The following is a 26,444-nucleotide window of genomic DNA, read 5'->3' on the forward strand; positions in this document are numbered from 1 at the left end:
AAACAATAATCATTTTACAGGTTAAGCATGCTCGATCCAAATTTACTGCGTAATGAGCTAGACGTAGTGGCTGAAAAACTGGCTCGTAGGGAATTTATTCTTGATGTAGATAAGTTGCGTAAACTAGAGCAAGAACGCAAAGATTTACAAATTAAAACGGAAACTTTGCAGGCAGAACGAAACTCCCGCTCGAAAACTATCGGTGCAGCAAAAGCACGTGGTGAAGATGTTGACGCTTTACGTAAGGAAGTTAACCAGTTGGCTGAAGAGCTGGATAACACTAAAAATAAGCTTACGCAAATCCAAGATGAGATCCGCAATATTGCCTTAACGTTACCCAATTTACCTGATGAAAGTGTACCAGACGGTAAAGATGAAACCGATAATGTCGAAATAAGCCGTTGGGGTGAACCGCGCCAGTATGATTTTGCCATCAAAGATCATGTAGCATTAGGTGAATTAACGGATGGACTGGATTTTCCCGCCGCAGTAAAAATTACCGGTTCACGCTTTGTGGTTATGAAAGGTCAAATAGCGCGTTTACATCGGGCATTGGCACAATTCATGTTGGATTTACATACCGAACAACATGGTTATACAGAAACTTATGTTCCCTATTTAGTTAATCATGCCACCCTTTATGGTACAGGCCAATTACCTAAATTTAGCGAAGATCTTTTTCATACTAAACCGCTGGCAGAGCAGGTATCAAATCAGCAATATGCGTTGATCCCAACCGCTGAAGTCCCAGTAACTAATTTAGTCCGCGATGAGATTATAGCGGCGGAGAGGTTGCCAATCCGCTTGACGGCGCATACTCCCTGTTTTCGTTCTGAAGCGGGCTCTTATGGCCGCGATACCCGTGGTTTAATCCGAATGCACCAATTTGATAAAGTTGAGTTGGTACAGATAGTAGAGCCAGACAAATCGATGGCTGCGCTGGAAGAGTTAACCGGCCATGCAGAAAAAGTATTGCAACTACTAAAATTACCATATCGTAAAATTGTTTTGTGTACTGGTGATATGGGATTTGCTGCATGTAAAACCTACGATCTGGAAGTATGGCTGCCAGCACAAAATACTTATCGCGAGATCTCTTCTTGCTCAAATACCTGGGATTTCCAGGCGCGTCGCATGCAAGCACGTTTCCGTCATAAAGAGGATAAAAAACCGCAGTTGCTGCATACCTTAAATGGCTCAGGTTTAGCGGTTGGACGTACCTTGGTCGCCGTTATGGAAAATTATCAGCAAGCTGATGGACGAATCGAAGTGCCTGAAGTTTTGCGGCCCTATATGAAGGGCTTAACCTATATTGGTTAATGCAATAGTAAGATATTTTTGCAATAGCACCGACAATGAGGCACTGTTACAACAGTGCCCTAAAACGATAGCTATATTGATGGCTGGAGCAAATGGATTAAATTAGGTAATAGATAATCCGTTCAAGGCGAATAATAATTGTTTAAAGCTGTTTAAGGTTGCATGCTAAATAATACTTAGCACTTCCCTTAATTGTATTAATTATAGAGATAACGACATGAAGGTATCTCTAAGCCCTTATCTGTTAACCGGTAACCCGACGCTTTAGTGGATGAACAAGGATGGCGCCGTCTTTGAAAAAAGATGTGGCTAAAAGTGTCAGTAATGCCATCAAGACGATTGATAAAGCACAAAAAATCTTACAACAGAATCAAGAAGCCGTTGATCAGGTGATGACCACCTTCTTTGGTAATGCTTCAAGTGAATTTAAAAAGAAATGGAGTGAAGATTTAGCAGAAATGCAGGAGTTTATGAAAGCATTTAATATAGATAAAAATTTTATTATCTTGCCTGATGGAGAAGAGGCGCCGATAGCTTCAGTAGATCGTTTGAAGCGTCAGTCATATTGGCGATATTGGGGGGCGATAAAAAAAGTTCAGCGCGATGCCTAGTTTTTGGATAAGAAACAAGTCAAAAGGTTACTGGCTGAAAAAGAGGTTTTCTATAAGGATGAAAAGGAAACGCCATATTTGGAATCTAATGTTCAACAATGTTATAAGCTACAAAAAAAAGTCGGTGATGATTATATGGCTTTGCTTTTGATTCACGAATTTTCCCATGCCGCACTTTATACCGCGGATTATGTTTATGCAGCCAATAATACTAATGAAATCAATCCGTTGCCACTATATGGTTTACCTGTTGGTAATGTATCAAAGAAATATCAACTTTTAAATTATGAACGCCGAGGTGGAAATACCGGGGATGCGAGTACTTTTCAAGACTTAGCCTACAATAATGCCGACTCATTTGCTCTAGCCACTACGCTTTTAGCCTATTCAGCATCGAAGCAACCGAAACGACTAGAACAATTTAACCGCTTTGTTATCAATCGAGCTGCGTTTATGGAGCAATATAAACAATATCTTTAATATTATAAGGGCTTTTTTCACGAAGCTATAAAGCGAAAAAAGCCCGCTTGATAAAAATGAATAAATCATAAAATATCTATAATTTAATGAATAAGTTAATAAACCACTTTATGGCCATAACCTTGCAGAATATGTTTTACCCGCTCCATGGTTTCGGTCGTTGGTGGTTTGATATCGGCTAGCTGGTACTCTTCCCCCATCGCTAGCCATTTATGTTTGCCCAACTCATGGTAGGGTAGCAACTCGATCTTTTCGATATTATGCATATCACGGGTAAATTGGCCTAATAGATGGGCAGATTGGTCATCATCTGACCAACTGGGCACCACCACATACCGGATCCAGGTTTTTTGCCCACGTTTAGCCAGATAACGGGCAAATTCAAGGGTTCGGTGATTAGAAACTCCAACCAGATTTTTATGAATATTGTCGTCCAGTTGTTTTAAATCTAGCATCACTAAATCGGTAACATCCAATAATTCATCTATCACCTTATCATAACGGCGGACAAAACCATTAGTATCGAGGCATGTATGAATACCTTGTTGCTGACAGGCACGAAACCAGTCACGCACAAATTCAGCCTGCAAAATGGCTTCACCGCCTGAGGCCGTCACGCCGCCACCGGAAGCGTTCATAAAATGGCGATAACTGACCACCTCTTTCATCAATTCTTCGACGGTAATTTCCTTACCACCATGGGTATCCCAGGTGTCTCGGTTGTGGCAATACAGACAACGCATCAGGCATCCCTGAAAAAAAACGATAAAGCGAATACCCGGGCCATCTACTGTACCACAAGATTCAAAAGAGTGAATTCGCCCAACTAGCGACATAACAGCTCCAAAAATTAATGGTAGTTAAAAAGCCCCATTTTAAGCGGGGCTTTTATCTACTGCTATTTTAGTTCAACAACAAATTGTTACATAGTTGCCGTAAATGTACGGGTAATAACATCTTGCTGCTGTTCTTTGGTCAAAGAATTAAAACGCACCGCATAACCGGACACACGAATGGTTAGCTGAGGATATTTTTCCGGATTTTCCATTGCATCTAATAGCATTTCACGATTCATAACGTTAACGTTTAGATGTTGACCACCTTCAATATTGGCTTCATGGTGAAAGTAACCATCCATCAGTCCTGCCAGATTGGTTTTACGTACCTCATCATCTTTACCCAATGCATTAGGTACAATCGAGAAAGTATAAGAGATACCGTCTTTGGCGTAAGCGAACGGCAATTTGGCTACCGAAGTCAGCGAGGCTACGGCACCTTTCTGATCACGGCCATGCATTGGATTAGCGCCTGGGCCAAAAGGAGCACCGGCACGGCGACCATCAGGAGTATTACCGGTTTTCTTGCCGTAGACCACATTGGAGGTAATGGTCAGAATTGATTGAGTTGGCACCGCATTGCGGTAAGTGCGCAATTGTTGGATCTTCTTCATGAAGCGCTCAACTAAATCGCAAGCAATATCGTCGACGCGGTTATCATTATTACCAAATTGTGGATATTCACCTTCAATGTTGAAATCAATGGCAATACCATCTTCATCACGAACCGGCGAAACTTTGGCATATTTGATCGCCGATAGTGAATCAGCGGCAACGGAAAGCCCCGCAATACCACACGCCATGGTACGATAAACATCACGATCATGCAGCGCCATTAAGGCCGCTTCATAGCTATATTTATCATGCATATAGTGAATGATATTCAAAGCCGTAACATATTGGGTAGCCAACCAATCCATGAAGTGATCCATTCTGTCCATCACGACATCAAAATTGAGCACATCATCGTTAATCGCTGGCATTTTAGGGCCAACTTGCAGTTTAGATTTTTCATCGATACCGCCGTTGATGGTATACAGCAAGGTTTTGGCTAAGTTTGCCCGCGCGCCAAAAAATTGCATCTGCTTACCGACGATCATCGGGCTAACACAGCAGGCAATAGCATAGTCATCATTATCAAAATCAGGCCGCATCAAATCGTCGTTTTCATACTGAATCGAAGAAGTATCAATAGAAACTTTGGCGGCGAATTTTTTGAAATTGAGTGGTAGCTTTTCTGACCAAAGAATGGTCATATTGGGCTCAGGCGAAGGGCCCATGGTATAGAGCGTATTGAGGAAACGATAGGTATTTTTCGTCACGAGGGTACGCCCATCGACGCCCATACCGGCCAGTGACTCAGTTGCCCAAATGGGATCACCTGAGAATAACTCATCATATTCAGGAGTACGTAGGAAACGCACCATCCGCAATTTCATGACTAAATGGTCGATCAGTTCTTGTGCTTGTTGCTCAGTTAAGTGACCGGCTTTTAGATCGCGTTCAATATAAATATCAAGGAAAGTAGAAACACGGCCAAAAGACATAGCGGCGCCGTTTTGTGATTTAACCGCGGCTAAATAGGCAAAATAGGTCCATTGAACCGCTTCTTTCGCATTGGTTGCCGGGCCTGAAATATCATAGCCATATTTTGCTGCCATCTCTTTCATTTGACCTAACGCGCGGTGTTGCTCAGCAATCTCTTCGCGTAATTGAATGGTCATTTCCAGCTCTTCGCCTTGCTCTAGTTTACTTTGTAGAGAATTAAATTGAGCCAGCTTGTCATCACGTAAGAAATCAATACCGTAAAGCGCTACGCGACGATAATCACCAATTATCCGGCCACGGCCGTAGGCATCTGGCAATCCGGTCAAAATACCTGATTTGCGGCATTTCATAATGTCTGGGGTATAAACATCAAATACCCCTTGATTATGGGTCTTACGGTATTCGGTAAAGATTTTTTTCAGTGCCGGATCCAATTCACGATTGTAGGCTTTACATGAGCCTTCGACCATTTTAATGCCACCAAAAGGGATCAATGCGCGCTTAAGGGGGGCATCAGTTTGTAAACCGACAATCTGCTCTAACCCTTTTTCAATATAACCGGCATCATGGGAAGTAATGGTAGCGGCAACATCAGTATCAAAATCGACAGGCGCATGGGTACGATTTTCGATCTTAATCCCTTGCATCACTTTTTCCCATAAGCTATCAGTCGCTTTGGTTGCGCCGGCTAAAAATGATTCGTCACCTTCATAAGGTGTATAGTTGGTTTGGATGAAATCACGTACATCAACGTCTTTTTGCCAGTTCCCCTGAGTAAATCCTTGCCATGCAGCAGAGAATTTTTCATTTAACTTGGACATCATATTTTTTACCTTTATTTTTTAAATAATAAAATGCTGACAATCTGTACGCGATGGATCAATGTTGACAGCCATCGCGTAAATATATTAACCAATATGTCATACCGACTAACAAAGCACCGCCGATGATATTACCAATAGTGACAGGGATAAGATTATCTGTAATAAAATTGGCCACAGTTAAATGAGAAAACTGGTTTTCATTTACTCCGGTCATCAGCCAGAAATCCGGTGAGGCAAAATTTTTGATCACGATGCCTAATGGGATCATAAACATGTTGGCAATGCTATGTTCAAAACCACTGGCAACAAACATGCCTATTGGTAAAATTAATACAAAAATTTTATCTAGCAAGCTACGGCCTGAATAACTCATCCAAACACCCAAGCAAACCATTAAATTGGCTAAAATACCTAAGCAAATGGCTTCGAGAAAAGTGTGATCAAGTTTATGATTTGCTGTTTGTAAAACATTAAGCCCCCATTGGCCATTAGCCACCATGTATTGTCCGGCAAACCAGATTAATGCAACGAAAAACAGGGCACCAATAAGGTTGCCAATATAAACATTAAACCAATTAACAAACATCTGTTTCCAGGAGACTTTGCCGGTTGCTTTTGCCACAATGGTTAACACGGAAGAAGTGAAAAGATCAGCGCCACAGACAATCACCAGCATAAGTCCTAATGAAAAACAGAGACCGCCAGCAAGTTTAGCCAGTCCGAAAGGAACACTAGCAATGCCCGTGGTGACAGTAATATAAAAAACAAAAGCAATGGAAATAAATATACCCGCCGTAATAGCAGATAAATAAGTAATTCGAGGATGCTTGTTAACTTTATATGCCCCAGTATTATCTGCAAGTTGCGCCATTGCAGCCGGTGATAATAAATTAGACAAGTTGTTAGCTTTCATAACCAACATGCTCTTATGAAGTTAAGGAATTATAACGCCAACAATATTAACAAAGGGGACATCAAATAAATTTGATATAGATCATTATTATTTGGTTAACAAATAGCTATAAAACTAACAAATTATGATAATTATTTGATTTATATTGAAAAAAAATTTTTAATTTTTATAAAAAAATTTTATAAACACAATGAGGAAATAAATAATCAGGTTAAATTATCGTTGAAATAGGGTTTTTGTCTAATAAATTTTAACCTGATATTTATTTTTTAGTGTTGACTCATTAGCTTAAGTGAGCCTGTTTAGCGGTTTGCAGTTTATGATAAACGTTGAGTAATGCTTGATGAGTCGGTAGCGTTTGTAACTCAGGATCAATTGACCATAAGCCATAAAAACAATTTTCACCAGCAATGGCTCTCGACGCGGCAGTAACCGCTTGTTGGCCATACATTTTAGTGAAAGCCTCATAGTATTGATCAGGTTGACGATCAGCTTGTTGCGTTAGTTGCAGTAAGGTTTGTAGACAGCGATAATAATTGGCTCGCTCAGCAGTAAATAGCGAAGAATTAAACTCTAGCGTCCATTCAACCCACAGCAGTGCTTGGGCAAAATCACCACCGGCCAGTGCTAGCATCGATTTTAATTCACCGATCCGCAGGTGACTCCAACCATTGCCAACGCCCACCGCAATGCCTAATAATTCACGGACTCGAGTAAAATCATCAAAACCTTCTTCATCGAGCTGCGCTAACAACCGCAAATAGTCCTCTTTTGGCCATTGACTATCGGCTAGCGACATAATGGTATCGCGCAAATCTATTGCCATGGCATTATTAGCAATATGCAGATCGTCAACGGGATAAATATCCGAGATCTCCGGCACAATAATACGGCAGACATAGACGCCTAAATGTTGATAATCGGCAATATAAACTTCCGCATTCATCTGATTGAAAATCGCCATCAACGTAGCAAATTCTGCGCTGGTCGTGCCTTTGAAGTTCCAATCGACAAAAGGATAATCGGCATCTTGTTTAAAGAGATCCCAGCTAATTAAACCGCTTGAATCAATAAAATGGGTCTCCAGATTGGTATGCTCTGCCACTTCATCATCATCAAATGTTGGCATATTAAACACATCTAAATCTTTTAAACTGCGGCCTTGCAGTAATTCGGTAACTGTTCGTTCGAGGGCAATACCAAAATCAGGATGAGCACCAAAAGAAGCAAAACAAGTGCCATTATTGGGATTGAAGAGTACCACACAGATAACCGGGTATTTGCCACCGAGAGAAGCATCAAAACAGAAAATTGGAAAACCTTCTTCTGCTAATTTAGCAACTGCCTCAACAACGCCAGGATAGCGTTGCATAACAGGCTCAGGAATAACAGGCAAACTGATTCGCTCGGCAATAATACGATTTTTGATATGACGCTCAAAGATCTCTGACAATGCCTGAACGCGTGCTTCATGTTGCGTATTACCGGCTGACATGCCATTCGATACATACAAATTACCAATAATATTCATTGGAATATAAATAGTTTGTTGATCGGATTGGCGTATAAAAGGTAATGCACAAATCCCGCGTTGTTTATTACTTGATTGTAAATCAATTAGCATGCTAGCAGACAGATTATTATCAGGATCGTAAAAAGCCCGTAATTTTGCGTCCAAAATCCCATCAGGTAAATGATCGTCCGATGGTAGAGCAAACCACTTTTCATTCGGATAGTGGACAAAATCACCATTAGCAACTTTAGCACCCAGATAAAAATCAGCGAAAAAGTAATTGGTAGCTAAACGTTCAAAATATTCGCCCAATGCAGAGGCTAGAGCAGCTTTTTTACTAGCACCTTTACCGTTAGTAAAACATAAAGGGCAGTCTCGATCACGGATATGGACTGACCAGACATTCGGCACCGGGTTTAACCAAGAAGCTTCTTCAATATCAAAACCGAGTTTCTTAAGTTGCTGTTGAAAAGTGGTAATAGAATCTTCTAAGGCGGCATCTTTGCCAGGAATAAAAGTTTGGCTCATAAATTAGGTTACTTATCCGTGTTTGATTACTAAAAGGTGATAATACGGCATTTTTGCTGGCTTCTCTATTCACGAGTTCATAGGAGTAAAACACATTATTGAAATTAATCGCTGTTTTTGTTGGTAGTTACAGAAATATATTTTGTAATTTATATAATTTTACAAAATTTTACAGCGGGATTTTATTATGAGGAAGTTAAATATTTCTTTATTATTTGGCGCTATGTTGTTAACTAACAGTGCTGTTTCTGCCTTACCAACCATTACGGTACTAGCGACTGGAGGTACGATTGCTGGTGGCGGTGATTCAGCGACACAATCCCAATATACAGCCGGTAAAGTCAGTATCGATGCATTAATTAATGCGGTACCTGAAATAAAGAAAATTGCCCATCTTAATGGCGAACAAATTGTTAATATTGGTTCCCAAGATATGAATGATCAGGTATGGCTAACGCTAGCAAGGAAAATTAATGCTGATTGTGATAAAACAGCAGGTTTTATTATTACTCATGGTACTGACACGCTTGAGGAGACTGCTTATTTTTTAGATTTAACGACTTATTGTCATAAACCTATTGTAATGGTTGGTGCGATGAAACCGGCTACGGCATTAGGGGCTGATGGGCCATTAAATCTCTATAACGCGGTTATTGTTGCCACTGATAAAGAGGCGGGCAACCGGGGAGTCTTATTAGCCATGGACGACAAAGTCATTAGCGCTCGTAATGTGGTTAAAATGAATACCAATTTTGTTGAAGCATTTGAAGCGGTTAATGCGGGTCCAGAAGGTTTTATCTACAATGGCAAGGTGCATTATTTAAGCGCGGCCAAACCCAGAGCAGATAAGGCTATTTTTGATATTAGTCAGTTAGATCAATTACCTAAAGTTGGTATTGTTTATAATTATTCAAATGCATCGGCGCTGCCGGCTAAGTCATTTATCTATCATGGCTATCAAGGCATTGTGAGTGCTGGAGTGGGGAACGGTAACATGTATAATAAGATTTTTACTGTACTGGCTGATGCGGTAAAACAGGGAATAGGGGTGGTTCGCGCTAGTCGGGTACCGACTGGTTTTATAACGCGAGATGCAGAAGTTGATGATAGCAAATATGGATTTGTCGCTGCTGAACGTTTGAATCCACAGAAGGCTCGAGTTTTACTTCAATTAGCCTTGACCCAAACCCATGATCCAATAAAAATTCAAGCGATGTTTGATAAGTATTAATTCGTTATCTAAATATGTTGCTTGCCGGCCAGATATTTTATTTATGCAATTAAAAATTAAATGATTGCAGCTGTTTTACGGTAATGTTAAAACCGAACCAGAGATTAAATAATAGTAAAAGTTTAATTAGGTCAATAAGGGTGGGTGATGAGTCAGATATACAATTTTAGCGCGGGTCCAGCCATGTTACCGGTAGACGTTTTGCACCGTGCACAGCAAGATCTTTGTAATTGGAACAGTATGGGTGTTTCGGTGATGGAAATAAGCCATCGCAGTGAAGCATTTATGGAGATCGTTAAACAAGCTGAGCAAAATTTACGTGAACTGCTCAAAATACCTGATAATTATAAAATCCTTTTTTGTCATGGTGGTGCCAGAGGTCAATTTTCTGCCTTGCCATTAAATTTATTTCAGGCTGACGAAACTGTTGACTATATTGTTGGTGGCTATTGGGCAAAATCTGCTGCGCAAGAGGCAGCAAAATATTGTATGGTTAATGAGATTGATATTCGGCTTGAAAAATCAGCTTATCTGAGCATGCAACCAATGGAAGAGTGGTCATTAACGACCAAGGCCAAATATCTGCATTATTGCCCCAATGAGACAATTGACGGTATTGCTATCCACACACTACCTGACTTTGCTGCCGATAAAATCGTGATTGCTGATTACTCCTCAGCGATCTTATCGCAACCACTCGATGTTAGCCGATTTGGGGTTATTTATGCTGGGGCGCAAAAAAATATTGGTCCAGCCGGTATCACATTGGTTATTATTCGGCAAGATTTATTAGGCCGAGCGAGAAAAACAACGCCTTCGATCCTTGATTACACTATACTGGCCAAAAATGACTCGATGTACAATACACCACCGACTTTTGCCTGGTATCTATCGGGTATGGTGTTTAAATGGTTAAAACAGCAGGGTGGGTTACAAGAAATAGCAAGACGCAATCAAGAAAAGGCCCGCTTATTGTATGATGTGATAGATAATAGCCAGTTTTATATTAATCGAGTTGACCCAATTAATCGTTCGCTAATGAATGTTCCATTCCAAATGGCAAAACCTAACTTAGATAGTCAATTTATCCAAGCGGCAGAGCAGCAAGGACTGCTTTTTCTGAAAGGGCATAAAGCAGCGGGCGGAATGCGTGCTTCAATTTATAATGCGATGCCCTTGGCTGGGGTGCAGAAGCTAGTTAATTTTATGATTGATTTTGAACAGCGGAATAAATAAATTAAATAATCCTTTATGGTTAGATTGGTAACGATACCGTCTAACCGTATCAAATGAATATAAATGTGATGTAAATAATATATCCAACTTTGTTATTGGAGAGTCTACTGTTAATGCAAGCCCTAACCATACCACCCATTTCTTACATTGAAGGTACTATCAATCTTCCTGGCTCGAAAAGTATTTCTAACCGGGTACTATTGTTAGCTGCATTAGCGCAAGGCCAAACCGTAATAACTAATCTTCTTGCTAGTGATGATATTCGTCATATGCTTAATGCCCTGACAGCATTGGGGATTGAATATCAATTATCTCAAGATAATACCACCTGTATTGTAAAAGGCGGCAGACATTTTTTTAGCCATCAACAAGGTTTAGAAATTTTTCTCGGTAATGCAGGTACCGCTATGCGCCCCCTCAGTGCGGTTTTAGCGTTGGCGGACAATGATATTGTCTTAACCGGCGAGCCTAGAATGAAAGAGCGGCCTATTGCTCATCTCATTGATGCACTACAACAAGGCGGGGCAACTATTGACTATCTTGAACAACCTGGTTATCCGCCAATAAGCATAAAAGGTGGTTTTCAAGGTGGGAATATCGCAGTAGATGGAGCAATTTCTAGCCAATTTTTAACCGCACTTTTAATGGCCGCACCGTTGGCGCCTAATGATACGACGATTCAGATCAAAGGCGAGCTGGTTTCGAAACCTTATATTGACATTACTCTAGCACTGATGCGTAGTTTTGGCGTTGAGGTGGACAATCAGCACTATTGTCAATTTCATATTAAAGCTGGACAGCAATATATTTCACCCGGCAATTATCTTGTTGAAGGTGATGCCTCCTCGGCCTCCTATTTTTTAGCTGCGGCGGCCATCAAAGGCGGTACCGTCAGGGTAACGGGTATCGGCAAAGATAGCTTGCAAGGCGATACCCAATTTGCTGCGGTACTTGAAAAAATGGGCGCCAAAATACGTTGGGGAAAAGATTTTATCGAATGTCAGCGGGGTAAGCTAGTTGGTATTGATATGGATATGAATGCGATCCCAGATGCGGCGATGACGGTTGCTACTTTGGCACTGTTTGCGCAAGGTGAAACGATTATTCGCAATATTTATAACTGGCGGGTGAAAGAAACTGACAGATTAACAGCGATGGCAACCGAATTAACAAAAGTTGGTGCTAAAGTAGAAGAAGGGCGTGACTATATACGTATTTTACCGCCTCAATTATTGCAGCATGCTGAAATAGAAACTTACAATGATCATCGTATGGCGATGTGTTTTTCACTGGTCGCTCTGTCAGATACCCCGGTTACCATTTTGGATCCCAATTGTACCGCTAAGACTTTTCCAGACTATTTTAATCAGCTAGAAAAATTAAGTTATCGCGACTAGCATGTATCAGCAACATAGCATAATACTGAACGACGAGAATTATGCTTATTAGGCTAAATCTGATGTAAGCATCGCTTTGTTTTCCTTAATAGAATGAATTGAGTATAATAGGGGACTTATTAGCCTGATAGAGCGTATTTGCTGAAAATGCAATTCTATCAAAAAGGAGGAATATAATGGCGGTTTTACCTCCCGTTATCACAGTTGATGGTCCAAGTGGCGCAGGTAAAGGTACATTATGTCAGGCATTGGCAAATAAACTGGGTTGGCAGTTACTTGATTCTGGCGCTATTTACCGTGTTCTGGCTTTAGCAGCATTACATCATCATGTTGATATTCAGTCTGAAGAAGCATTAGTTCCATTAGCTGCGAATCTTGATGTCCGTTTTGAACCAAGCGAAAAAGAATTAGCAGTTATGCTTGAGGGGGAGGATGTTAGTAATGAAATTCGTAGTGAAATTGTTGGTAATACAGCATCTCTTACTGCAACTTTTCCTCGAGTGAGAGAAGCGTTATTACGTCGGCAAAGGGCATTCCGCACTAAACCGGGTCTGATTGCTGATGGTCGTGACATGGGTACGGTGGTTTTTCAAGACGCACCGGTAAAGATTTTTCTTGATGCCACACCGGAAGAGCGCGCTCATAGGCGGCTACAACAGTTGCAGGAAAAGGGCTTTGATGTTAAATTAAGCGATCTTTTAGTTGATATTAAAGAGCGTGATTATCGTGATCGTAATAGGCTGATTGCGCCTTTGGTGCCTGCAAAAGATGCGTTGATTCTGGATTCAACAAAGTTATCTATTGAAGAAGTTATCAAGCAGGCACTTGCTTATGTGAAAAAAAAGCAAATATTATCTATATAATATGCTCAATATTGACATATAATAAGTGAATACACCTTTTTGGTGTAGCTGAATTTTTGTTCAGTTAAGTAAAGCTTTGTAACAAGGAGTGTTGCGAGGTATGTAAAATAACCCCATTTGGCAGGATGTTGAATGGAAGTTAAAATTAAAATTTTTGAAGATCTTACTATGACAGAATCTTTTGCTCAACTCTTTGAAGAATCTTTACAGAGTATCGAAACCCGTCCAGGGGCTATTGTTCGTGGTGTTGTTGTTGCTATCGACAAAGATGTCGTGTTAGTTGATGCCGGTCTGAAATCAGAATCAGCGATCCCAGTAGAACAATTTAAAAATGTGCAAGGTGAGCTAGAAATTCAGGTTGGTGACGAAATTGATGTTGCTTTAGACGCAGTAGAAGATGGTTTCGGTGAAACTATTCTGTCTCGTGAAAAAGCGAAACGCCATGAAGCTTGGTTAATGCTAGAAAAAGCCTATGAAGATGCCGAAACAGTTATGGGTATTATCAATGGCAAAGTAAAAGGTGGTTTTACAGTAGAATTAAAAGGTATTCGTGCATTTTTACCCGGTTCTCTGGTTGATGTTCGCCCAGTTCGTGACACAACTCACCTGGAAGGTAAAGAGCTTGAGTTCAAAGTTATCAAACTGGATCAGAAACGCAATAACGTTGTTGTTTCCCGTCGTGCTGTTATTGAGTCTGAAAGCAGTGCAGAACGTGATCACTTACTGGAAAACTTGCAGGAAGGCATGGAAGTTAAGGGTATTGTTAAGAACTTAACTGACTATGGTGCATTCGTTGATCTGGGTGGTGTTGATGGCTTACTACACATTACTGACATGGCTTGGAAACGTGTTAAACACCCAAGTGAAATTGTTAATGTTGGTGATGAAATCAATGTTAAAGTATTGAAGTTTGATCGTGATCGTACACGTGTCTCTTTAGGCCTGAAACAGCTTGGCGAAGATCCATGGGTAGCTATTGCTAAGCGTTATCCAGAAGGTACTAAACTGACAGGAAAAGTCACTAATCTTACTGATTATGGTTGCTTTGTTGAAATTGAGGAAGGTGTTGAAGGTTTAGTACACGTTTCCGAAATGGATTGGACTAATAAAAATATCCATCCCTCTAAAGTTGTTAATGTGGGTGATGTTGTTGAAGTTATGGTGCTGGATATTGACGAAGAGCGTCGTCGTATCTCCTTAGGTTTGAAACAGTGTAAACCAAATCCATGGCAGCAATTTGCAGAAACGCACAATAAGAATGATCGTGTAGAAGGTAAAATAAAATCGATTACTGATTTTGGTATCTTCATCGGTTTAGAAGGTGGTATTGATGGCTTAGTTCATCTATCTGATATTTCTTGGAATGTTGCAGGTGAAGAAGCGGTTCGTGAATACAAAAAAGGCGATGAAATTGCTGCTGTTGTATTACAAGTTGACGCTGAACGCGAACGTATTTCTTTGGGTGTTAAACAGTTAGCGGAAGATCCATTTAATAACTATCTGTCTGCTCATAAGAAAGGTGTTATCGTTACTGGTAAAGTAGTGGCTGTTGATGCAAAAGGTGCAACGATTGAGTTGGCTGCGGGTGTTGAAGGTCACTTACGTGCATCAGAAGCTTCACGTGATCGCGTGGAAGATACGACTCAAGTATTGAACGTTGGTGATACCGTTGAAGCCAAATATACTGGCGTTGATCGTAAAAACCGTATCATTACTTTGTCTGTTCGTGCAAAAGATGAAGCAGATGAAAAAGATGCCATTGCTTCTGTGAACAAACAGGAAGATAGCAATTTTGCAAATAATGCTATGGCTGAAGCGTTCAAAGCAGCGAAAGGCGAATAATTAAGTTAATCATAGGGCAACATTTTGTTGCCCCGTAACGGTAGTTTAGGGGGAGGTACTATGACCAGGTCTGAATTAATTGAAAGACTTATTAACCAATTAGCTCATATACCAGCAAAACTTATTGAAGAAGCTGTGAAAGAAATGCTTGATCATATGGCAATAACACTTGCTAAGGGAGAGCGTATTGAGATCCGCGGATTCGGCAGTTTTTCTCTTCATTACCGTGCGCCGCGCATCGGTCGTAATCCGAAAACGGGTGACAAAGTTGATTTGAAAGGAAAACATGTTCCTCACTTCAAGCCTGGTAAAGAATTACGTGATCGCGTTAATATTTATGCATAAAAATTACCAGATTTAATTTGTTTATTCTATTAAAATGGCGTCTTAATTAAGACGCCATTTTTATTGCTATATTCAATTTTTCCAATACAAAATTTTTGCATTATTAAAGTCCCTCTTGATTGTTACAAAAGGCTTAATTTTTAATTATTAAAAAAATAATAAAATTTTATAATCAAAAAATAAATTTTCTTAACAAAAACTAGTTGGGAATCATCTCGCAAAAATATGAAAATAATAAAAAAGAAATAAATGTTTTTTCGGTTTTCTATGGACAATATTGTTTATCTTTTTGAATTATATTAATAATATCATTAATTTCATGATATCGGTTTTGTCAGGAAGCGATACATGAAAAAAATGCTAGCTAATATAAATAGGGTTCAGATAAATATTAATTCAGCAGCAGTGGCGGTAATATTGGGATTATTACCTTTACTCTTTTTGGCACAATTACCCAATAAATCACTCCAATTGGGATTTTTTATTATATTCTGTTTATTTTGGTTTATTCCACTTTATTTGACTAAATTTGTAGCTATTTTGGGTATAAGCTTTTTGTGGGGATGCTGGCAGGGATATTATTTATTAGAAAAAATGAAATTATTTAGTCAGCAACAACAACGTTATGTAGCCATTATTGAAGATAGTCTAGTGAATAGGCACAATAATATTCGCATAAAAGTAAGATTGTTAATCAATAATAGTAAAGAATCATTTCCTATGTTGTACGCTTATCTTCAGTTTAAACCTGATACTCTGACAAGAAATCATTTTTTTTGTGCCGGGCAAAAACTCATTTTTTCTGGGCAATTAAAATCCGTTCATAGTTTATTAAATCAAGGCGGATTTGATTTACAACGATATGCAATAAATCAACGTTTACTAGGTACGTTTAAAGTTCAAAGCTTTACTATATTGAATAAACATTGTTCTTTAAGGCAACAGATAATATCAATGTCGACTAATGTTATCAGTAAATATCATCATCAAGCGGTGATTTATGCTTTAATGTTTGGTGAACGTGGATTATTAGACTCGGAACTAAGGCAACAATTGCAACGAACAGGTATCGCTCATTTGATGGCTATTTCTGGTTTACATATTGGTATGGCTTACTTTTTTGGTTTTTGGCTATCTCGTTTAATACAATTTTTATTACCTACTTATTTTATAAAGCCTCGTATTCCAATGTTAATAGGATGGTGCTTTGCTATAGGTTATGCTTGGTTATCTGGTTGGGCAATACCTGCGATGCGGGCTATTTTTGCCTTGTCTTTATGGCTTTATATTCGTCAACAAAATTTTGTTTGTTTTCCCTGGCAATGGGCATTATGGAGTATCACTTTAATTTTAGTCGTTGAGCCTTTAGCAATACTTGCTGATAGTTTTTGGCTCTCGAGTTTTGCGGTTACGGCATTAATATTCTGGTTTTCGTTTGTTAAATTGAGTGTCCAGTTTCAATACAATTGGCTTAATTGGCTTAATTGGCTTAATTGGCTTAATTGGCTAGCTAAATTGGTTCATTTACAACTTGGCATGCTGATTTTGTTAATTCCTATTCAATTGATTTTGTTTCAAGGCATTAATATTGCTAGTTTTTGGGCTAATTTATGGGCGGTGCCAATTATTTCATTTATAACCATACCGTTAATTATGGTTTCATATATTTGTATTTTTTGGCATTCAGTACAAAATTTATTATTTGATATTATTGATAAAAGCATTAGTTTAGTATTATGGCCCCTACCGAATATTGAGCGTTATTGGCTTGATAGTGGCCATCTGCCAATTCTCATCACCGGGGTAAGTTGGCTTATTATCTTATGTTGGCAGTTTGGTTGGTTTTTTCAGTATAAGTTGCTGATAACATTATTAATCTATTGGTCAATAACAACACTAAAACAAAACGATTTAGCGCTTTGGCGATTGATTATGTTAGATGTGGGACATGGATTAGCGATTATCATTGAGCAACAGGGAAAAGTGTTAATTTATGACACGGGTATGTCATGGAAGAAAAACAGCATCGCTAATAGTACTATTTTGCCTTATTTACGATATCATCGTTTAACACCAGAAGGCGTTATACTTAGTCATAATCATATCGATCACACTGGTGGGATAGCGAGTTTATTCTTAACCTATCCTGGATTAATGATCCGAAGTCATTTTGATAAAGAAAATCATTTTCCTTGCCACCGAGGTATTTATTGGCAATGGCAGAAATTACATTTTGAAGTATTATGGCCCATAGCCGATCAAAAAGAATCACATAATAATGAATCATGTGTAGTAAAAATTAGTGATGGTTACCATTCGGTTATTTTATCTGGCGACATTGAGAAAGCAGCGGAGAAGGAACTCGTTCGTTTAGCAATGGCAAATTTACCGGCTAATTTATTACAAGTTCCTCATCATGGTAGTAATACTTCGTCAACGATGGCATTTATTCAAGCAATTAAACCGCAATATGCACTGACTTCTGTTGCTCGTTATAGCCGTTGGCGTTTACCTTCTAATAAAGTACGCCAACGATATAAGAATATGGGGGCAAATTGGCTAAGTACGGCAGAATCAGGGCAAATTATAGCGCAGTTCTATTCTGATAAAATTGAAATAATGCGATATCGACAGGAGCTTTATCCTCGTTGGTATCATCAGCAGTTTGGTATTTAGGCATTTACCGAGTAGAATAAAGGGCTTATTTTTATAGGTATTTAATAAGACAATGATAATGAATGATAAAGATCTTTCCACATGGCAAACATTTCGCCGACTATGGCCAATGATTTTGCCATTTAAACTGGGATTAAGTGTAGCTGCTGTTGCGTTAATCATTAACGCTGCAGGCGATGCATTCATGATCTCCTTATTAAAACCTTTGCTTGATGAAGGTTTCGGTAAAGCTGATAACACCACACTAAAATGGTTACCCATTGCTATATTGGGGTTAATGCTGATAAGAGGGATATCGAGTTTTATCTCCAATTATTGTATTGCGTGGGTTTCTGGTAAAGTTGTCATGAATATGCGTAGGCGTTTATTTGGTCATATGATGGGGATGCCGGTTGCTTTTTTTGATCAACAGTCGACAGGAACCTTACTTTCTCGTATCACTTATGATTCTGAACAAGTTGCTTCATCTTCTTCGAGCGCTTTGATCACTATTGTTCGAGAAACTGCCTACATTATCGGTCTATTTGGACTGATGTTTTATTATAGTTGGCAACTTTCACTAATATTAATTGTCATTGCTCCTATTGTCGCATTAACCATCCGCTCGGTTTCCAAACATTTTAGGAATATTAGTAAAAGTATGCAAACTGGCATGGGGCAAGTAACAGCCAGCGCTGAACAGATGTTAAAAGGCCATAAGGAAGTTTTGATTTTTGGTGGACAAAAAGTTGAAACTGAGCGTTTTAGCAAAGTGAGTAATCATATGCGTCGGCAAACGATGAAAATGGTAACTGCATCTTCAATCTCTGATCCTATTATCCAACTGATTGCCTCTCTAGCGCTAGCATTCACGCTTTATATTGCGAGTTTTCCTGAAGTTATGCAAACATTGACTGCAGGAACTATTGGTGTTGTTTTTTCATCTATGTTTGCATTAATGCGCCCATTAAAGTCCTTAACAAATGTTAATGCACAATTTCAACGAGGTATGGCTGCCTGCCAGACATTGTTTAGCATTTTAGATATGGAGCAGGAAAAAGACGAGGGTAAATTAACCTTAAAAAAAGCTAAAGGTAAAATAGAATTTAAACATGTTACTTTTAAGTATCCAACCAAAGATCATCCTGCATTACAGGATATCTGTTTTAAAATTCCGGCTGGAAAATCTATTGCTTTAGTCGGACGATCCGGTTCAGGAAAATCGACTATTGCGAATCTAATTACCCGTTTTTATGAGGTTAACGAAGGTCAAATACTGCTTGATGATCGTGATTTACGTGAATACACCTTAACTTCTTTACGTAACCAAGTCGCACTGGTATCGCAGCATGTCTATCTTTTTAACGATACCATTGCAAATAATATTGCCTATGCAACCGATGGTCGTTTCAGTCGCAAAGCGATCGAAAAAGCGGCCAAAGCTGCTTATGCGATGGACTTTATTGAAAAACTGGATAATGGGCTAGATACGGTTATAGGTGAAAATGGTGTAATGCTTTCTGGTGGGCAGCGTCAGCGCATCGCCATTGCGCGTGCTTTATTACATAACTCATCTATATTAATTCTTGATGAAGCTACATCTGCACTTGATACTGAGTCAGAGAGAGCCATTCAAGCAGCACTGGACGAATTACAGAAAAATCGGACTTCTATTATTATTGCCCATCGTCTTTCGACAATAGAAAACGCCGATGAAATTTTGGTTATTCAGGAAGGCCAAATTATTGAACGAGGCAACCATCAAACTTTACTTAAGTGTGATGGGGCATATGCTCAACTTTATAATATGCAATTTAAATAATGATTGAAAAAATATGGTCAGGTCGTTCGTGGCTATCTCTTTTGCTAGTGCCGCTGTCGATATTATATAGCATGATTATTGGTTTAAGACGCCTTTGCTATCATTTGGCAATTTTGCCTCGTTGGAAAGCGCTAATACCTATTATTGTTGTGGGTAATTTGACGGTTGGCGGTAATGGTAAAACACCAGTTGTCATTTGGTTAGTTGAGCAACTTTTATCACGAGGCTATCGTGTTGGCGTTGTATCACGTGGATATGGGGGTAAAGCAACTTCTTATCCGTTATTAGTTAATAAAAGTATATCAATAAAGGAAAGTGGCGATGAACCCGCTTTAATTTATCGGCGAACTGGTGTGCCAGTGGCCGTTGCCCCTAAACGAGTAGCAGCAGTTAAAATGCTACTCAGGGAACACAACCTGGATGTTATTATTACTGATGATGGTCTTCAACATTATGCACTGCGAAGGGATTTTGAGATTGTTGTTATCGATGGTATTCGTCGTTTCGGTAATGGTTACTTGCTGCCGGCGGGCCCGTTACGTGAGTGTCAATATCGTTTGAATACTGTTAATGCTGTTATTATTAATGGTGGCATCGCTAAGCAGGGAGAGATTGCTATGCAGTTAACAGGCGATATTGCTATCAATATGTTGACCGGTGAAAAAAGATCAGTCTGTGAATTGGGGCAAGTTGTTGCAATTGCAGGTATTGGCCATCCAGCACGTTTTTTTTCAAGCCTTGAGCAAAAAGGGGTGCCATTAATTGCCACACATGCTTTTTCTGATCACCAGCACTATGAATTTTCTACACTTTCATCCTTAGTGACTGATCATCAAACATTATTAATGACAGAAAAGGACGCAGTGAAATGTTTTCATTTTGCTCAATTAAATTGGTGGTATCTACCGGTAAATGCTAAGCTTTCACAACCTGGCGCAGGAAAAATTCTTTCAGCCATCAGTGAATTAGCGAAGCTAAGTAAAAATGCTTGAAATGATAACATTATCATGTTATTTATAAGTCAAATCTAGTTAGGAATATAGTGACATCATTTCATTAATACCACGCCAGCTATTATTTCATTAAGACAAAATCCTTTAATTTTATTCGGTATCAAGTTTGATTGATAAATTTTAGTAATGAATAATTTGGTTTATTGTAATGTTGTTTGCCATTTAAATGAATTCTAGATAACAAGAGACACTAATGCGTTAGTGTTTTATTAGTATAATAATACTACTCTGACATTAAGGGTATTTGGTAAAAGAAAAATGGGGTTTCTATCGAAAGCTTAATAAAAGAGTAGGGAGCATTAGGGGAAAATAAAATTTTGTCTCCTAGTGAACAAAAGGAGTTTTATTATGACATTTCAATTACAAATGGGTCGCGTAAAATGGTTTGATGTAAAAGAGGGCTATGGATTTATCTCTCCTGTCAATGGCGGTCAAGATATCTATGTTAATCGTCGAGCTATTGCGAACACCAAAAATAAGTGGCTTAAAGAAGGCCAGTGTGTTGAATTTTCAATTACGCGTAACGCTTATGGTATTGCTGCTGCTGATGTTATCGCTTATGAATTTTAAACCATCATCCGCTGCCAATTTGTCAAAAAATTGACAAATACTTATCAGGGCAGAGATTAAAGTTAACGGTGATGCATGCTTGTGCTATCCTAGTTTCATCTAAAATGATGTTTTTGATGGGGAATGTATGGATCACCGCCTACTTGATATTATTGCTTGTCCTATTTGTCATGGCAAACTAATCTATGATAAACAAAATCTAGAGCTTATCTGTAAATTTGATCATCTTGCTTATCCTGTACGCAATAACATACCTGTTTTATTAAGAGAAGAAGCTCGTGAGTTGCCTTTAGATGAAGAAAAGTAACATGTTTACAGTTATTATTCCGGCGCGTTTTGCTTCTAATCGCTTACCGGGCAAGCCGTTAGCTGATATTCATGGAAAACCTATGATTATTAGGGTAATGGAAAGAGCGCTAATGTCAGATGCGACGCGTGTTATTGTGGCGACTGATCATCAGGCTGTATTTGATGTGGTGAAAGCAGCCAATGGTGAAGTCTGTATGACCGACCCAGCCCATCAATCAGGCACTGAAAGATTGGCGGAAGTTATTGAAAAATATAAATTTTCTGATGAAGAAATTATTATCAATGTTCAAGGTGATGAACCTTTAATTCCACCAGAAATAATTAATCAGTTAGCTAACAATCTAATGCTAAATAACGTCGGTATGGCAACCTTAGCCTCTCCTATTAACAGTCCAGAGGAAGTATTTGATCCGGCTATTGTAAAAGTCGTAACAGATAAACAGAGTAATGCTTTATATTTTTCCAGAGCGGCAATACCCTGGGAACGAGATCGCTTTGCAGTTAGCAAAATGGAAATTGGGCAGCACTTTTTACGTCATATTGGTATTTATGCATATCGAGCGGGTTTTATTCGGCGTTATATTCAATGGCCAATAAGCCCGTTAGAGACGATAGAAATGCTTGAGCAGTTGCGTGTACTCTGGTATGGCGAGAAAATTCATGTTGCGCTAGCCGTTAAAACACCAGGGCATGGAGTAGATAACCAGCAGGATCTTGATGCTGTTCGGAAAATGTTTTTCCCTGCTTAAAATTATACGGCTGTTAGCTATTATGTAACGGTTTATTTCGCTACATTAGAACTATGCATTAGAGGTTGAGTATTGTTAATTTTTATTGCTTGCCATACTGAACCAATAAATTCATACCAAGCACGTTCTGAATGGGAAAAATAGTAAGCAGAAGGAAAAATTCTTTCCCAGGGCTGTAATGGTGAAGTAATGGCAAGTTGATTGGCTGGTGCAGTGATGGGGTGCATATTTCTAGCAAGAAAGAAATGTTCAGCACGTGCCATATGATTAGCTGAAGTTACCAATAGAAAAGGTTGTTTGCCAACGATTTTTTCCACTTCCAAGGCTTCTTCTTCTGTATCTCTAGGTTCAGTTAAGGTAATTAAATCTGTTTCAGGTACACCTAATGATAATGCGACTTTTGCTGCCACTTCAGCATTACTGATCATATTATTACCGCGACCGCCTGTAAAAATTAATTTAGCACCGGAATGTTGAAGATAGAGGCGAATTCCTTCCGTCACTCTTGCTAGGCTATTATTAATAAGGTTAGCACTTGGTGGCCAATCAGGGTTGTAAGTAAATCCGCCTCCAAGTACTACGATATATTGGATTGTTTGTTTAGGGTGTAATAGTTCATAACGCTTATTAAAGGGAGCTTCCGTTGACAGTAGTAATTTGTCGGCAATAGGCTGTATGCCTAGTAATAACAGCGCCAACCAGCTAAAAGAGATTAAACATTTGCCGCTTTTTTGCCAGTGAGTGAACCATAATAGTATTAATCCGATAAAACTTACTAAAATGATGAGCGGTAATGGCATTAAAAGCGCCCCAAGATATTTTTTTAATGTAAACAACATATTTCAACCCTAGTTAATGAATTTATCAAGTGTGTGGTATATTCGATCATATAGATACTAGTTTAATGAATTGTTAATATAAAAATTATTTTCAACAAAGATTGCTATTATTTTTTATTATCTTAGTGTTGGTTAAATAGGTATTTTTTATCATCAATGGCGATTAAGTTTTATAATAGTTGTTATCGAGGTATTTTTTCATGGTAGATCGCAATTTTGATGACATTGCAGATAAGTTTACACAAAATATTTATGGCACAACTAAAGGAAAAATACGCGAAGCAGTTATTTGGCAGGATTTAAACTCTCTGCTTGATTTATTACCCAGTAAACCATTAAAGATATTGGACGCCGGTGGAGGAGAAGGTCTTTTTGCTTGCAAGTTGGCTGCGATGGGACATCAAGTTATCGTTTGTGATATATCTTCAACGATGGTTGAACGCGCCAGATTGTTGGCTGAAGAAAAAAAAGTAAGCCATAACATGCGATTTGTTCACGCTTCCTTTCAGGATATTGCTCAATCTTTAACAGCAACGGGCGCCGTTGATTTAGTACTGTTTCATGCAGTGATTGAATGGATCAATGAACAAAAATCGGCAATAAAAACGCTAGCGGATATAATTAACCCAGGTGGCGCATTTTCTATCATGTTTTATAATGCGAATGGGTTGGTGATGAGAAATGCTGTATTGGGTAACTTCCATTTAGCGACACCTAATATTCAGCGTCGCCGCAAACGTTCACTTACCCCCCTAAATCCGTTATTACCAGAAACAGTATATCAATGGTTAGAAGAATTTGACTTTAAAATAGTTGGTAAAACAGGTGTACGGGTTTTTCATGATTATCTACAAAACCGTCAGTTACAAAATAAAGATTTTCCGGCGTTGCTTGCTTTAGAGCAGCGCTACTGTCGACAACAACCCTATATTAATCTGGGGCGCTATATTCATGTTATGGCATGCAAGTCTATGTGAAAGGATGAATTATGAGTGAATTTTCCCAGACTGTGCCGGAATTGGTATCCTGGGCGCGGAAAAATGATTTTTCTATATCATTACCTGCTGAGCGTCTGGCCTTTTTATTAGCTGTTGCTGTCCTTAATAGCGAGCGGCTTGATGGTGAAATGAGTGAAGGTGAATTAATTGATGCTTTTCGTGAAGTCAGTAAAGGATTCGAGCAGACTGCTGAAACCGTTACTGCCAGAGCGAATAATGCAATTAACGATATGGTACGACAGAAATTATTTAATCGTTTTTCTAGTGAAATCATTGAAGGTAATGCCATTTATCGTTTAACGCCACTCGGTATAGGCATCAGTGATTATTATATTCGCCAGCGGGAATTTTCTTCCCTACGTTTATCGATGCAACTTTCGATTGTAGCTGGTGAATTAAGTCGAGCGGCAGATGCGGCAGAAGAAGGTGGAGATGAATTTCATTGGCATCGCCATGTCTTTGCGCCATTAAAATATTCAGTGGCAGAAATTTTTGACAGTATTGATATGTCGCAGCGTGTGATGGATGAACAGCAAAATAGTGTTAAGGAAGATATCTCTGCACTACTTAGTCAGGATTGGCAGGCAGCAATTGCCAATTGTGAACAACTATTAACGGAGACTTCAGGCACATTACGTGAATTACAAGACACGCTGGAAGCAGCGGGTGATAAATTACAGACCAATTTGTTACGCATCCAAGAGGCAAATATGAATGGAGGTGGTTCAGAATTGGTTGATAAGCTAGTATTTGATCTACAAAGTAAGCTTGATCGAATTATTAGCTGGGGTCAGCAATCAATTGATCTCTGGATTGGTTATGATCGTCATGTGCACAAATTTATACGTACTGCCATTGATATGGATAAAAACAGAATATTCTCGCAGCGCTTACGTCTATCCGTGCAAAATTATTTTGCCGATCCTTGGGCATTAACGGTAGCCAATGCTGAACGATTATTTGATGTGCGTGATGAAGATCTGGTATTGAGTAATGAAGAAGTGACGGGTGAGTTGCCAACTGAACTGGAATATGAAGAATTTAATGAGATTAATGAACAACTGATTGAAATGATGGAGCAGGCATTAGCGGGTTATAAGAAGGATCAACATCCACTTGATATTGGTTTAATTTTGCGTGATTACTTGACTAAATATCCACAGAAACGGCATTTTGATGTGGCGCGTATTATTGTTGATCAGGCAGTTAAATTAGGTATAGCAGAAGCGGATTTCTCAGGCATCCATCCTGAATGGTTAGCGATTAATGATTACGGAGCCAAGGTACAGGCACATGTCATCGACAAATATTGAACAATTTATGCCAGTAAAATTGGCACAAGCTTTAGTCAGCTCTCTTTTCCCTGAATTGGATAGCCAGCTTCGAGCCGGGCGTCATATTGGCATTGATGATTTGGATAATCACGCCTTTTTGATGGATTTTGAGCAGGAATTAACCGCTTTTTATGCTCGCTATAATGTTGAGTTGATCCGCGCGCCAGAAGGTTTTTTCTATTTACGGCCACGTTCGACCACATTGATTCCTCGCTCAGTTTTATCTGAATTAGATATGATGGTTGGTAAAATTCTTTGTTATCTTTATTTAAGTCCGGAAAGACTCTCTAATCAGGGCATATTTACTGCGCAGGAACTGTTTGAAGAGCTATTATCCCTAGCGGATGAAAGCAAACTACTTAAGTTTGTTAATCAGCGCTCGACAGGTACCGATTTGGATAAACAAAAATTACAAGAAAAGCTGCGCACTTCGCTTAATCGTCTACGCCGATTAGGAATGGTTCATTTTTTACAAAATGACAGTCAGCGTTTTATGATCACCGAATCTGTTTTTCGTTTTGGTGCTGATGTGCGTAGTGGCGATGATCCACAACAAGCCCAATTACGCATGATCCGTGATGGCGAAGCGATGTCGTTGAAAGATAACTTAGCGTTAAAAGATAACGAAAGTAATGATAGTGAAGAAGATGAAGCGGAGGATGAATAGC

Annotated in this window: 23 protein-coding genes; 18 read left to right on the forward strand and 5 right to left on the reverse strand. The window is 39.1% G+C overall.

Annotated elements, in window-relative coordinates:
• Positions 1-27 precede the first annotated feature (27 nt).
• The 3 genes from serS (at position 28) to ArsFIN_RS06085 (ending at position 2,411) form a co-directional block, all read left to right on the forward strand.
• Complete coding sequence (gene serS / locus ArsFIN_RS06075; RefSeq protein WP_026822389.1) at positions 28-1,320, forward strand: serine--tRNA ligase; 1,293 nt, start codon at positions 28-30, stop codon at positions 1,318-1,320.
• Positions 1,321-1,613: 293 nt separating this feature from the next.
• Entirely contained in the window at positions 1,614-1,931 is a 318-nt protein-coding gene (locus ArsFIN_RS06080; RefSeq protein ID WP_135677563.1) for a hypothetical protein, read from the forward strand.
• A gap of 3 nt (positions 1,932-1,934) precedes the next feature.
• Positions 1,935-2,411, forward strand: a complete 477-nt coding sequence (locus tag ArsFIN_RS06085) for a hypothetical protein (protein WP_026822387.1) — start codon at positions 1,935-1,937, stop codon at positions 2,409-2,411.
• Positions 2,412-2,506: 95 nt separating this feature from the next.
• Here ArsFIN_RS06085 and pflA read toward each other — a convergent pair whose 3' ends face one another.
• The 4 genes from pflA to ycaO form a co-directional block, all read right to left on the reverse strand.
• Complete coding sequence (gene pflA / locus ArsFIN_RS06090; protein WP_026822386.1) at positions 2,507-3,247, reverse strand: pyruvate formate lyase 1-activating protein; 741 nt, start codon at positions 3,245-3,247, stop codon at positions 2,507-2,509.
• An 86-nt stretch (positions 3,248-3,333) separates the two neighbouring features.
• Entirely contained in the window at positions 3,334-5,616 is a 2,283-nt protein-coding gene (gene pflB, locus ArsFIN_RS06095) for a formate C-acetyltransferase (protein ID WP_026822385.1), read from the reverse strand.
• A gap of 58 nt (positions 5,617-5,674) precedes the next feature.
• Positions 5,675-6,532 carry a formate transporter FocA gene (gene focA, locus ArsFIN_RS06100; RefSeq protein ID WP_026822384.1) on the reverse strand — a complete coding sequence of 286 codons (858 nt, stop codon included), beginning with the start codon at positions 6,530-6,532 and terminating at the stop codon, positions 5,675-5,677.
• A gap of 283 nt (positions 6,533-6,815) precedes the next feature.
• Positions 6,816-8,573, reverse strand: a complete 1,758-nt coding sequence (gene ycaO, locus ArsFIN_RS06105; protein WP_026822383.1) for a 30S ribosomal protein S12 methylthiotransferase accessory factor YcaO — start codon at positions 8,571-8,573, stop codon at positions 6,816-6,818.
• Positions 8,574-8,796: 223 nt separating this feature from the next.
• Here ycaO and ansB point away from each other — a divergent pair, with 223 nt between their 5' ends.
• The 12 genes from ansB (at position 8,797) to kdsB (ending at position 22,605) form a co-directional block, all read left to right on the forward strand.
• Positions 8,797-9,804: an L-asparaginase 2 gene (ansB, locus tag ArsFIN_RS06110; protein ID WP_407062036.1), complete on the forward strand. Its 1,008-nt coding sequence runs from the start codon at positions 8,797-8,799 to the stop codon at positions 9,802-9,804.
• Between the two features lie 147 nt (positions 9,805-9,951).
• The gene (serC, locus tag ArsFIN_RS06115) at positions 9,952-11,040 is read left to right on the forward strand and encodes a 3-phosphoserine/phosphohydroxythreonine transaminase (protein ID WP_026822381.1); all 1,089 of its coding nucleotides are present in this window, start codon (positions 9,952-9,954) and stop codon (positions 11,038-11,040) included.
• Between the two features lie 113 nt (positions 11,041-11,153).
• A complete protein-coding gene (gene aroA / locus ArsFIN_RS06120; protein WP_026822380.1) occupies positions 11,154-12,437 on the forward strand; it encodes a 3-phosphoshikimate 1-carboxyvinyltransferase in 1,284 nt (427 codons plus the stop codon).
• A 176-nt stretch (positions 12,438-12,613) separates the two neighbouring features.
• Positions 12,614-13,300, forward strand: coding sequence for a (d)CMP kinase (cmk, locus tag ArsFIN_RS06125; RefSeq protein ID WP_026822379.1), 687 nt, complete (start codon positions 12,614-12,616; stop codon positions 13,298-13,300).
• A gap of 168 nt (positions 13,301-13,468) precedes the next feature.
• On the forward strand, positions 13,469-15,142 hold the full coding sequence (rpsA, locus tag ArsFIN_RS06130) for a 30S ribosomal protein S1 (protein WP_026822378.1): 1,674 nt from the start codon (positions 13,469-13,471) through the stop codon (positions 15,140-15,142).
• A 60-nt stretch (positions 15,143-15,202) separates the two neighbouring features.
• The gene (gene ihfB, locus ArsFIN_RS06135) at positions 15,203-15,487 is read left to right on the forward strand and encodes an integration host factor subunit beta (protein ID WP_026822377.1); all 285 of its coding nucleotides are present in this window, start codon (positions 15,203-15,205) and stop codon (positions 15,485-15,487) included.
• 348 nt (positions 15,488-15,835) lie between these two features.
• The gene (locus ArsFIN_RS06140; RefSeq protein WP_135677565.1) at positions 15,836-18,163 is read left to right on the forward strand and encodes a DNA internalization-related competence protein ComEC/Rec2; all 2,328 of its coding nucleotides are present in this window, start codon (positions 15,836-15,838) and stop codon (positions 18,161-18,163) included.
• A gap of 55 nt (positions 18,164-18,218) precedes the next feature.
• Complete coding sequence (msbA, locus tag ArsFIN_RS06145; protein ID WP_026822375.1) at positions 18,219-19,964, forward strand: lipid A ABC transporter ATP-binding protein/permease MsbA; 1,746 nt, start codon at positions 18,219-18,221, stop codon at positions 19,962-19,964.
• Positions 19,964-20,956: a tetraacyldisaccharide 4'-kinase gene (gene lpxK, locus ArsFIN_RS06150; RefSeq protein ID WP_026822374.1), complete on the forward strand. Its 993-nt coding sequence runs from the start codon at positions 19,964-19,966 to the stop codon at positions 20,954-20,956. The genes msbA and lpxK overlap by 1 nt, the downstream gene beginning before the upstream one ends.
• 369 nt (positions 20,957-21,325) lie before the next feature.
• The gene (locus ArsFIN_RS06155) at positions 21,326-21,547 is read left to right on the forward strand and encodes a cold-shock protein (RefSeq protein ID WP_026822373.1); all 222 of its coding nucleotides are present in this window, start codon (positions 21,326-21,328) and stop codon (positions 21,545-21,547) included.
• A gap of 127 nt (positions 21,548-21,674) precedes the next feature.
• A complete protein-coding gene (locus ArsFIN_RS06160) occupies positions 21,675-21,854 on the forward strand; it encodes a Trm112 family protein (protein ID WP_026822372.1) in 180 nt (59 codons plus the stop codon).
• Between the two features lies 1 nt (position 21,855).
• Positions 21,856-22,605, forward strand: coding sequence for a 3-deoxy-manno-octulosonate cytidylyltransferase (gene kdsB / locus ArsFIN_RS06165; protein WP_026822371.1), 750 nt, complete (start codon positions 21,856-21,858; stop codon positions 22,603-22,605).
• 32 nt (positions 22,606-22,637) lie between these two features.
• Here kdsB and elyC read toward each other — a convergent pair whose 3' ends face one another.
• A complete protein-coding gene (elyC, locus tag ArsFIN_RS06170; RefSeq protein ID WP_026822370.1) occupies positions 22,638-23,444 on the reverse strand; it encodes an envelope biogenesis factor ElyC in 807 nt (268 codons plus the stop codon).
• A 200-nt stretch (positions 23,445-23,644) separates the two neighbouring features.
• Here elyC and cmoM point away from each other — a divergent pair, with 200 nt between their 5' ends.
• The 3 genes from cmoM to mukE are packed head-to-tail and all read left to right on the forward strand — an operon-like array spanning position 23,645 to position 26,443.
• Entirely contained in the window at positions 23,645-24,421 is a 777-nt protein-coding gene (gene cmoM, locus ArsFIN_RS06175) for a tRNA uridine 5-oxyacetic acid(34) methyltransferase CmoM (protein ID WP_026822369.1), read from the forward strand.
• Positions 24,422-24,432: 11 nt separating this feature from the next.
• Complete coding sequence (mukF, locus tag ArsFIN_RS06180) at positions 24,433-25,755, forward strand: chromosome partition protein MukF (RefSeq protein WP_026822368.1); 1,323 nt, start codon at positions 24,433-24,435, stop codon at positions 25,753-25,755.
• A complete protein-coding gene (gene mukE / locus ArsFIN_RS06185; protein ID WP_026822367.1) occupies positions 25,736-26,443 on the forward strand; it encodes a chromosome partition protein MukE in 708 nt (235 codons plus the stop codon). Before mukF ends, mukE begins: the two co-directional genes overlap by 20 nt.
• Position 26,444: the final 1 nt, after the last annotated feature.

Origin of the sequence: Arsenophonus nasoniae (assembly GCF_004768525.1) — a bacterium.
GTDB lineage: Bacteria > Pseudomonadota > Gammaproteobacteria > Enterobacterales > Enterobacteriaceae > Arsenophonus > Arsenophonus nasoniae.

Bases quoted from the DNA above. Each gene is read 5' to 3' on its own strand.
- serS (WP_026822389.1), top strand. From the start codon at position 28: ATGCTCGATCCAAATTTACTGCGTAATGAGCTAGACGTAGTGGCTGAA.
- pflA (WP_026822386.1), bottom strand. From the start codon at position 3,247: ATGTCGCTAGTTGGGCGAATTCACTCTTTTGAATCTTGTGGTACAGTA.
- pflB (WP_026822385.1), bottom strand. From the start codon at position 5,616: ATGTCCAAGTTAAATGAAAAATTCTCTGCTGCATGGCAAGGATTTACT.
- focA (WP_026822384.1), bottom strand. From the start codon at position 6,532: ATGAAAGCTAACAACTTGTCTAATTTATTATCACCGGCTGCAATGGCG.
- ycaO (WP_026822383.1), bottom strand. From the start codon at position 8,573: ATGAGCCAAACTTTTATTCCTGGCAAAGATGCCGCCTTAGAAGATTCT.
- ansB (WP_407062036.1), top strand. From the start codon at position 8,797: ATGTTGTTAACTAACAGTGCTGTTTCTGCCTTACCAACCATTACGGTA.
- serC (WP_026822381.1), top strand. From the start codon at position 9,952: ATGAGTCAGATATACAATTTTAGCGCGGGTCCAGCCATGTTACCGGTA.
- aroA (WP_026822380.1), top strand. From the start codon at position 11,154: ATGCAAGCCCTAACCATACCACCCATTTCTTACATTGAAGGTACTATC.
- cmk (WP_026822379.1), top strand. From the start codon at position 12,614: ATGGCGGTTTTACCTCCCGTTATCACAGTTGATGGTCCAAGTGGCGCA.
- rpsA (WP_026822378.1), top strand. From the start codon at position 13,469: ATGACAGAATCTTTTGCTCAACTCTTTGAAGAATCTTTACAGAGTATC.
- ihfB (WP_026822377.1), top strand. From the start codon at position 15,203: ATGACCAGGTCTGAATTAATTGAAAGACTTATTAACCAATTAGCTCAT.
- ArsFIN_RS06140 (WP_135677565.1), top strand. From the start codon at position 15,836: ATGAAAAAAATGCTAGCTAATATAAATAGGGTTCAGATAAATATTAAT.
- lpxK (WP_026822374.1), top strand. From the start codon at position 19,964: ATGATTGAAAAAATATGGTCAGGTCGTTCGTGGCTATCTCTTTTGCTA.
- ArsFIN_RS06155 (WP_026822373.1), top strand. From the start codon at position 21,326: ATGACATTTCAATTACAAATGGGTCGCGTAAAATGGTTTGATGTAAAA.
- ArsFIN_RS06160 (WP_026822372.1), top strand. From the start codon at position 21,675: ATGGATCACCGCCTACTTGATATTATTGCTTGTCCTATTTGTCATGGC.
- kdsB (WP_026822371.1), top strand. From the start codon at position 21,856: ATGTTTACAGTTATTATTCCGGCGCGTTTTGCTTCTAATCGCTTACCG.
- elyC (WP_026822370.1), bottom strand. From the start codon at position 23,444: ATGTTGTTTACATTAAAAAAATATCTTGGGGCGCTTTTAATGCCATTA.
- cmoM (WP_026822369.1), top strand. From the start codon at position 23,645: ATGGTAGATCGCAATTTTGATGACATTGCAGATAAGTTTACACAAAAT.
- mukF (WP_026822368.1), top strand. From the start codon at position 24,433: ATGAGTGAATTTTCCCAGACTGTGCCGGAATTGGTATCCTGGGCGCGG.
- mukE (WP_026822367.1), top strand. From the start codon at position 25,736: ATGTCATCGACAAATATTGAACAATTTATGCCAGTAAAATTGGCACAA.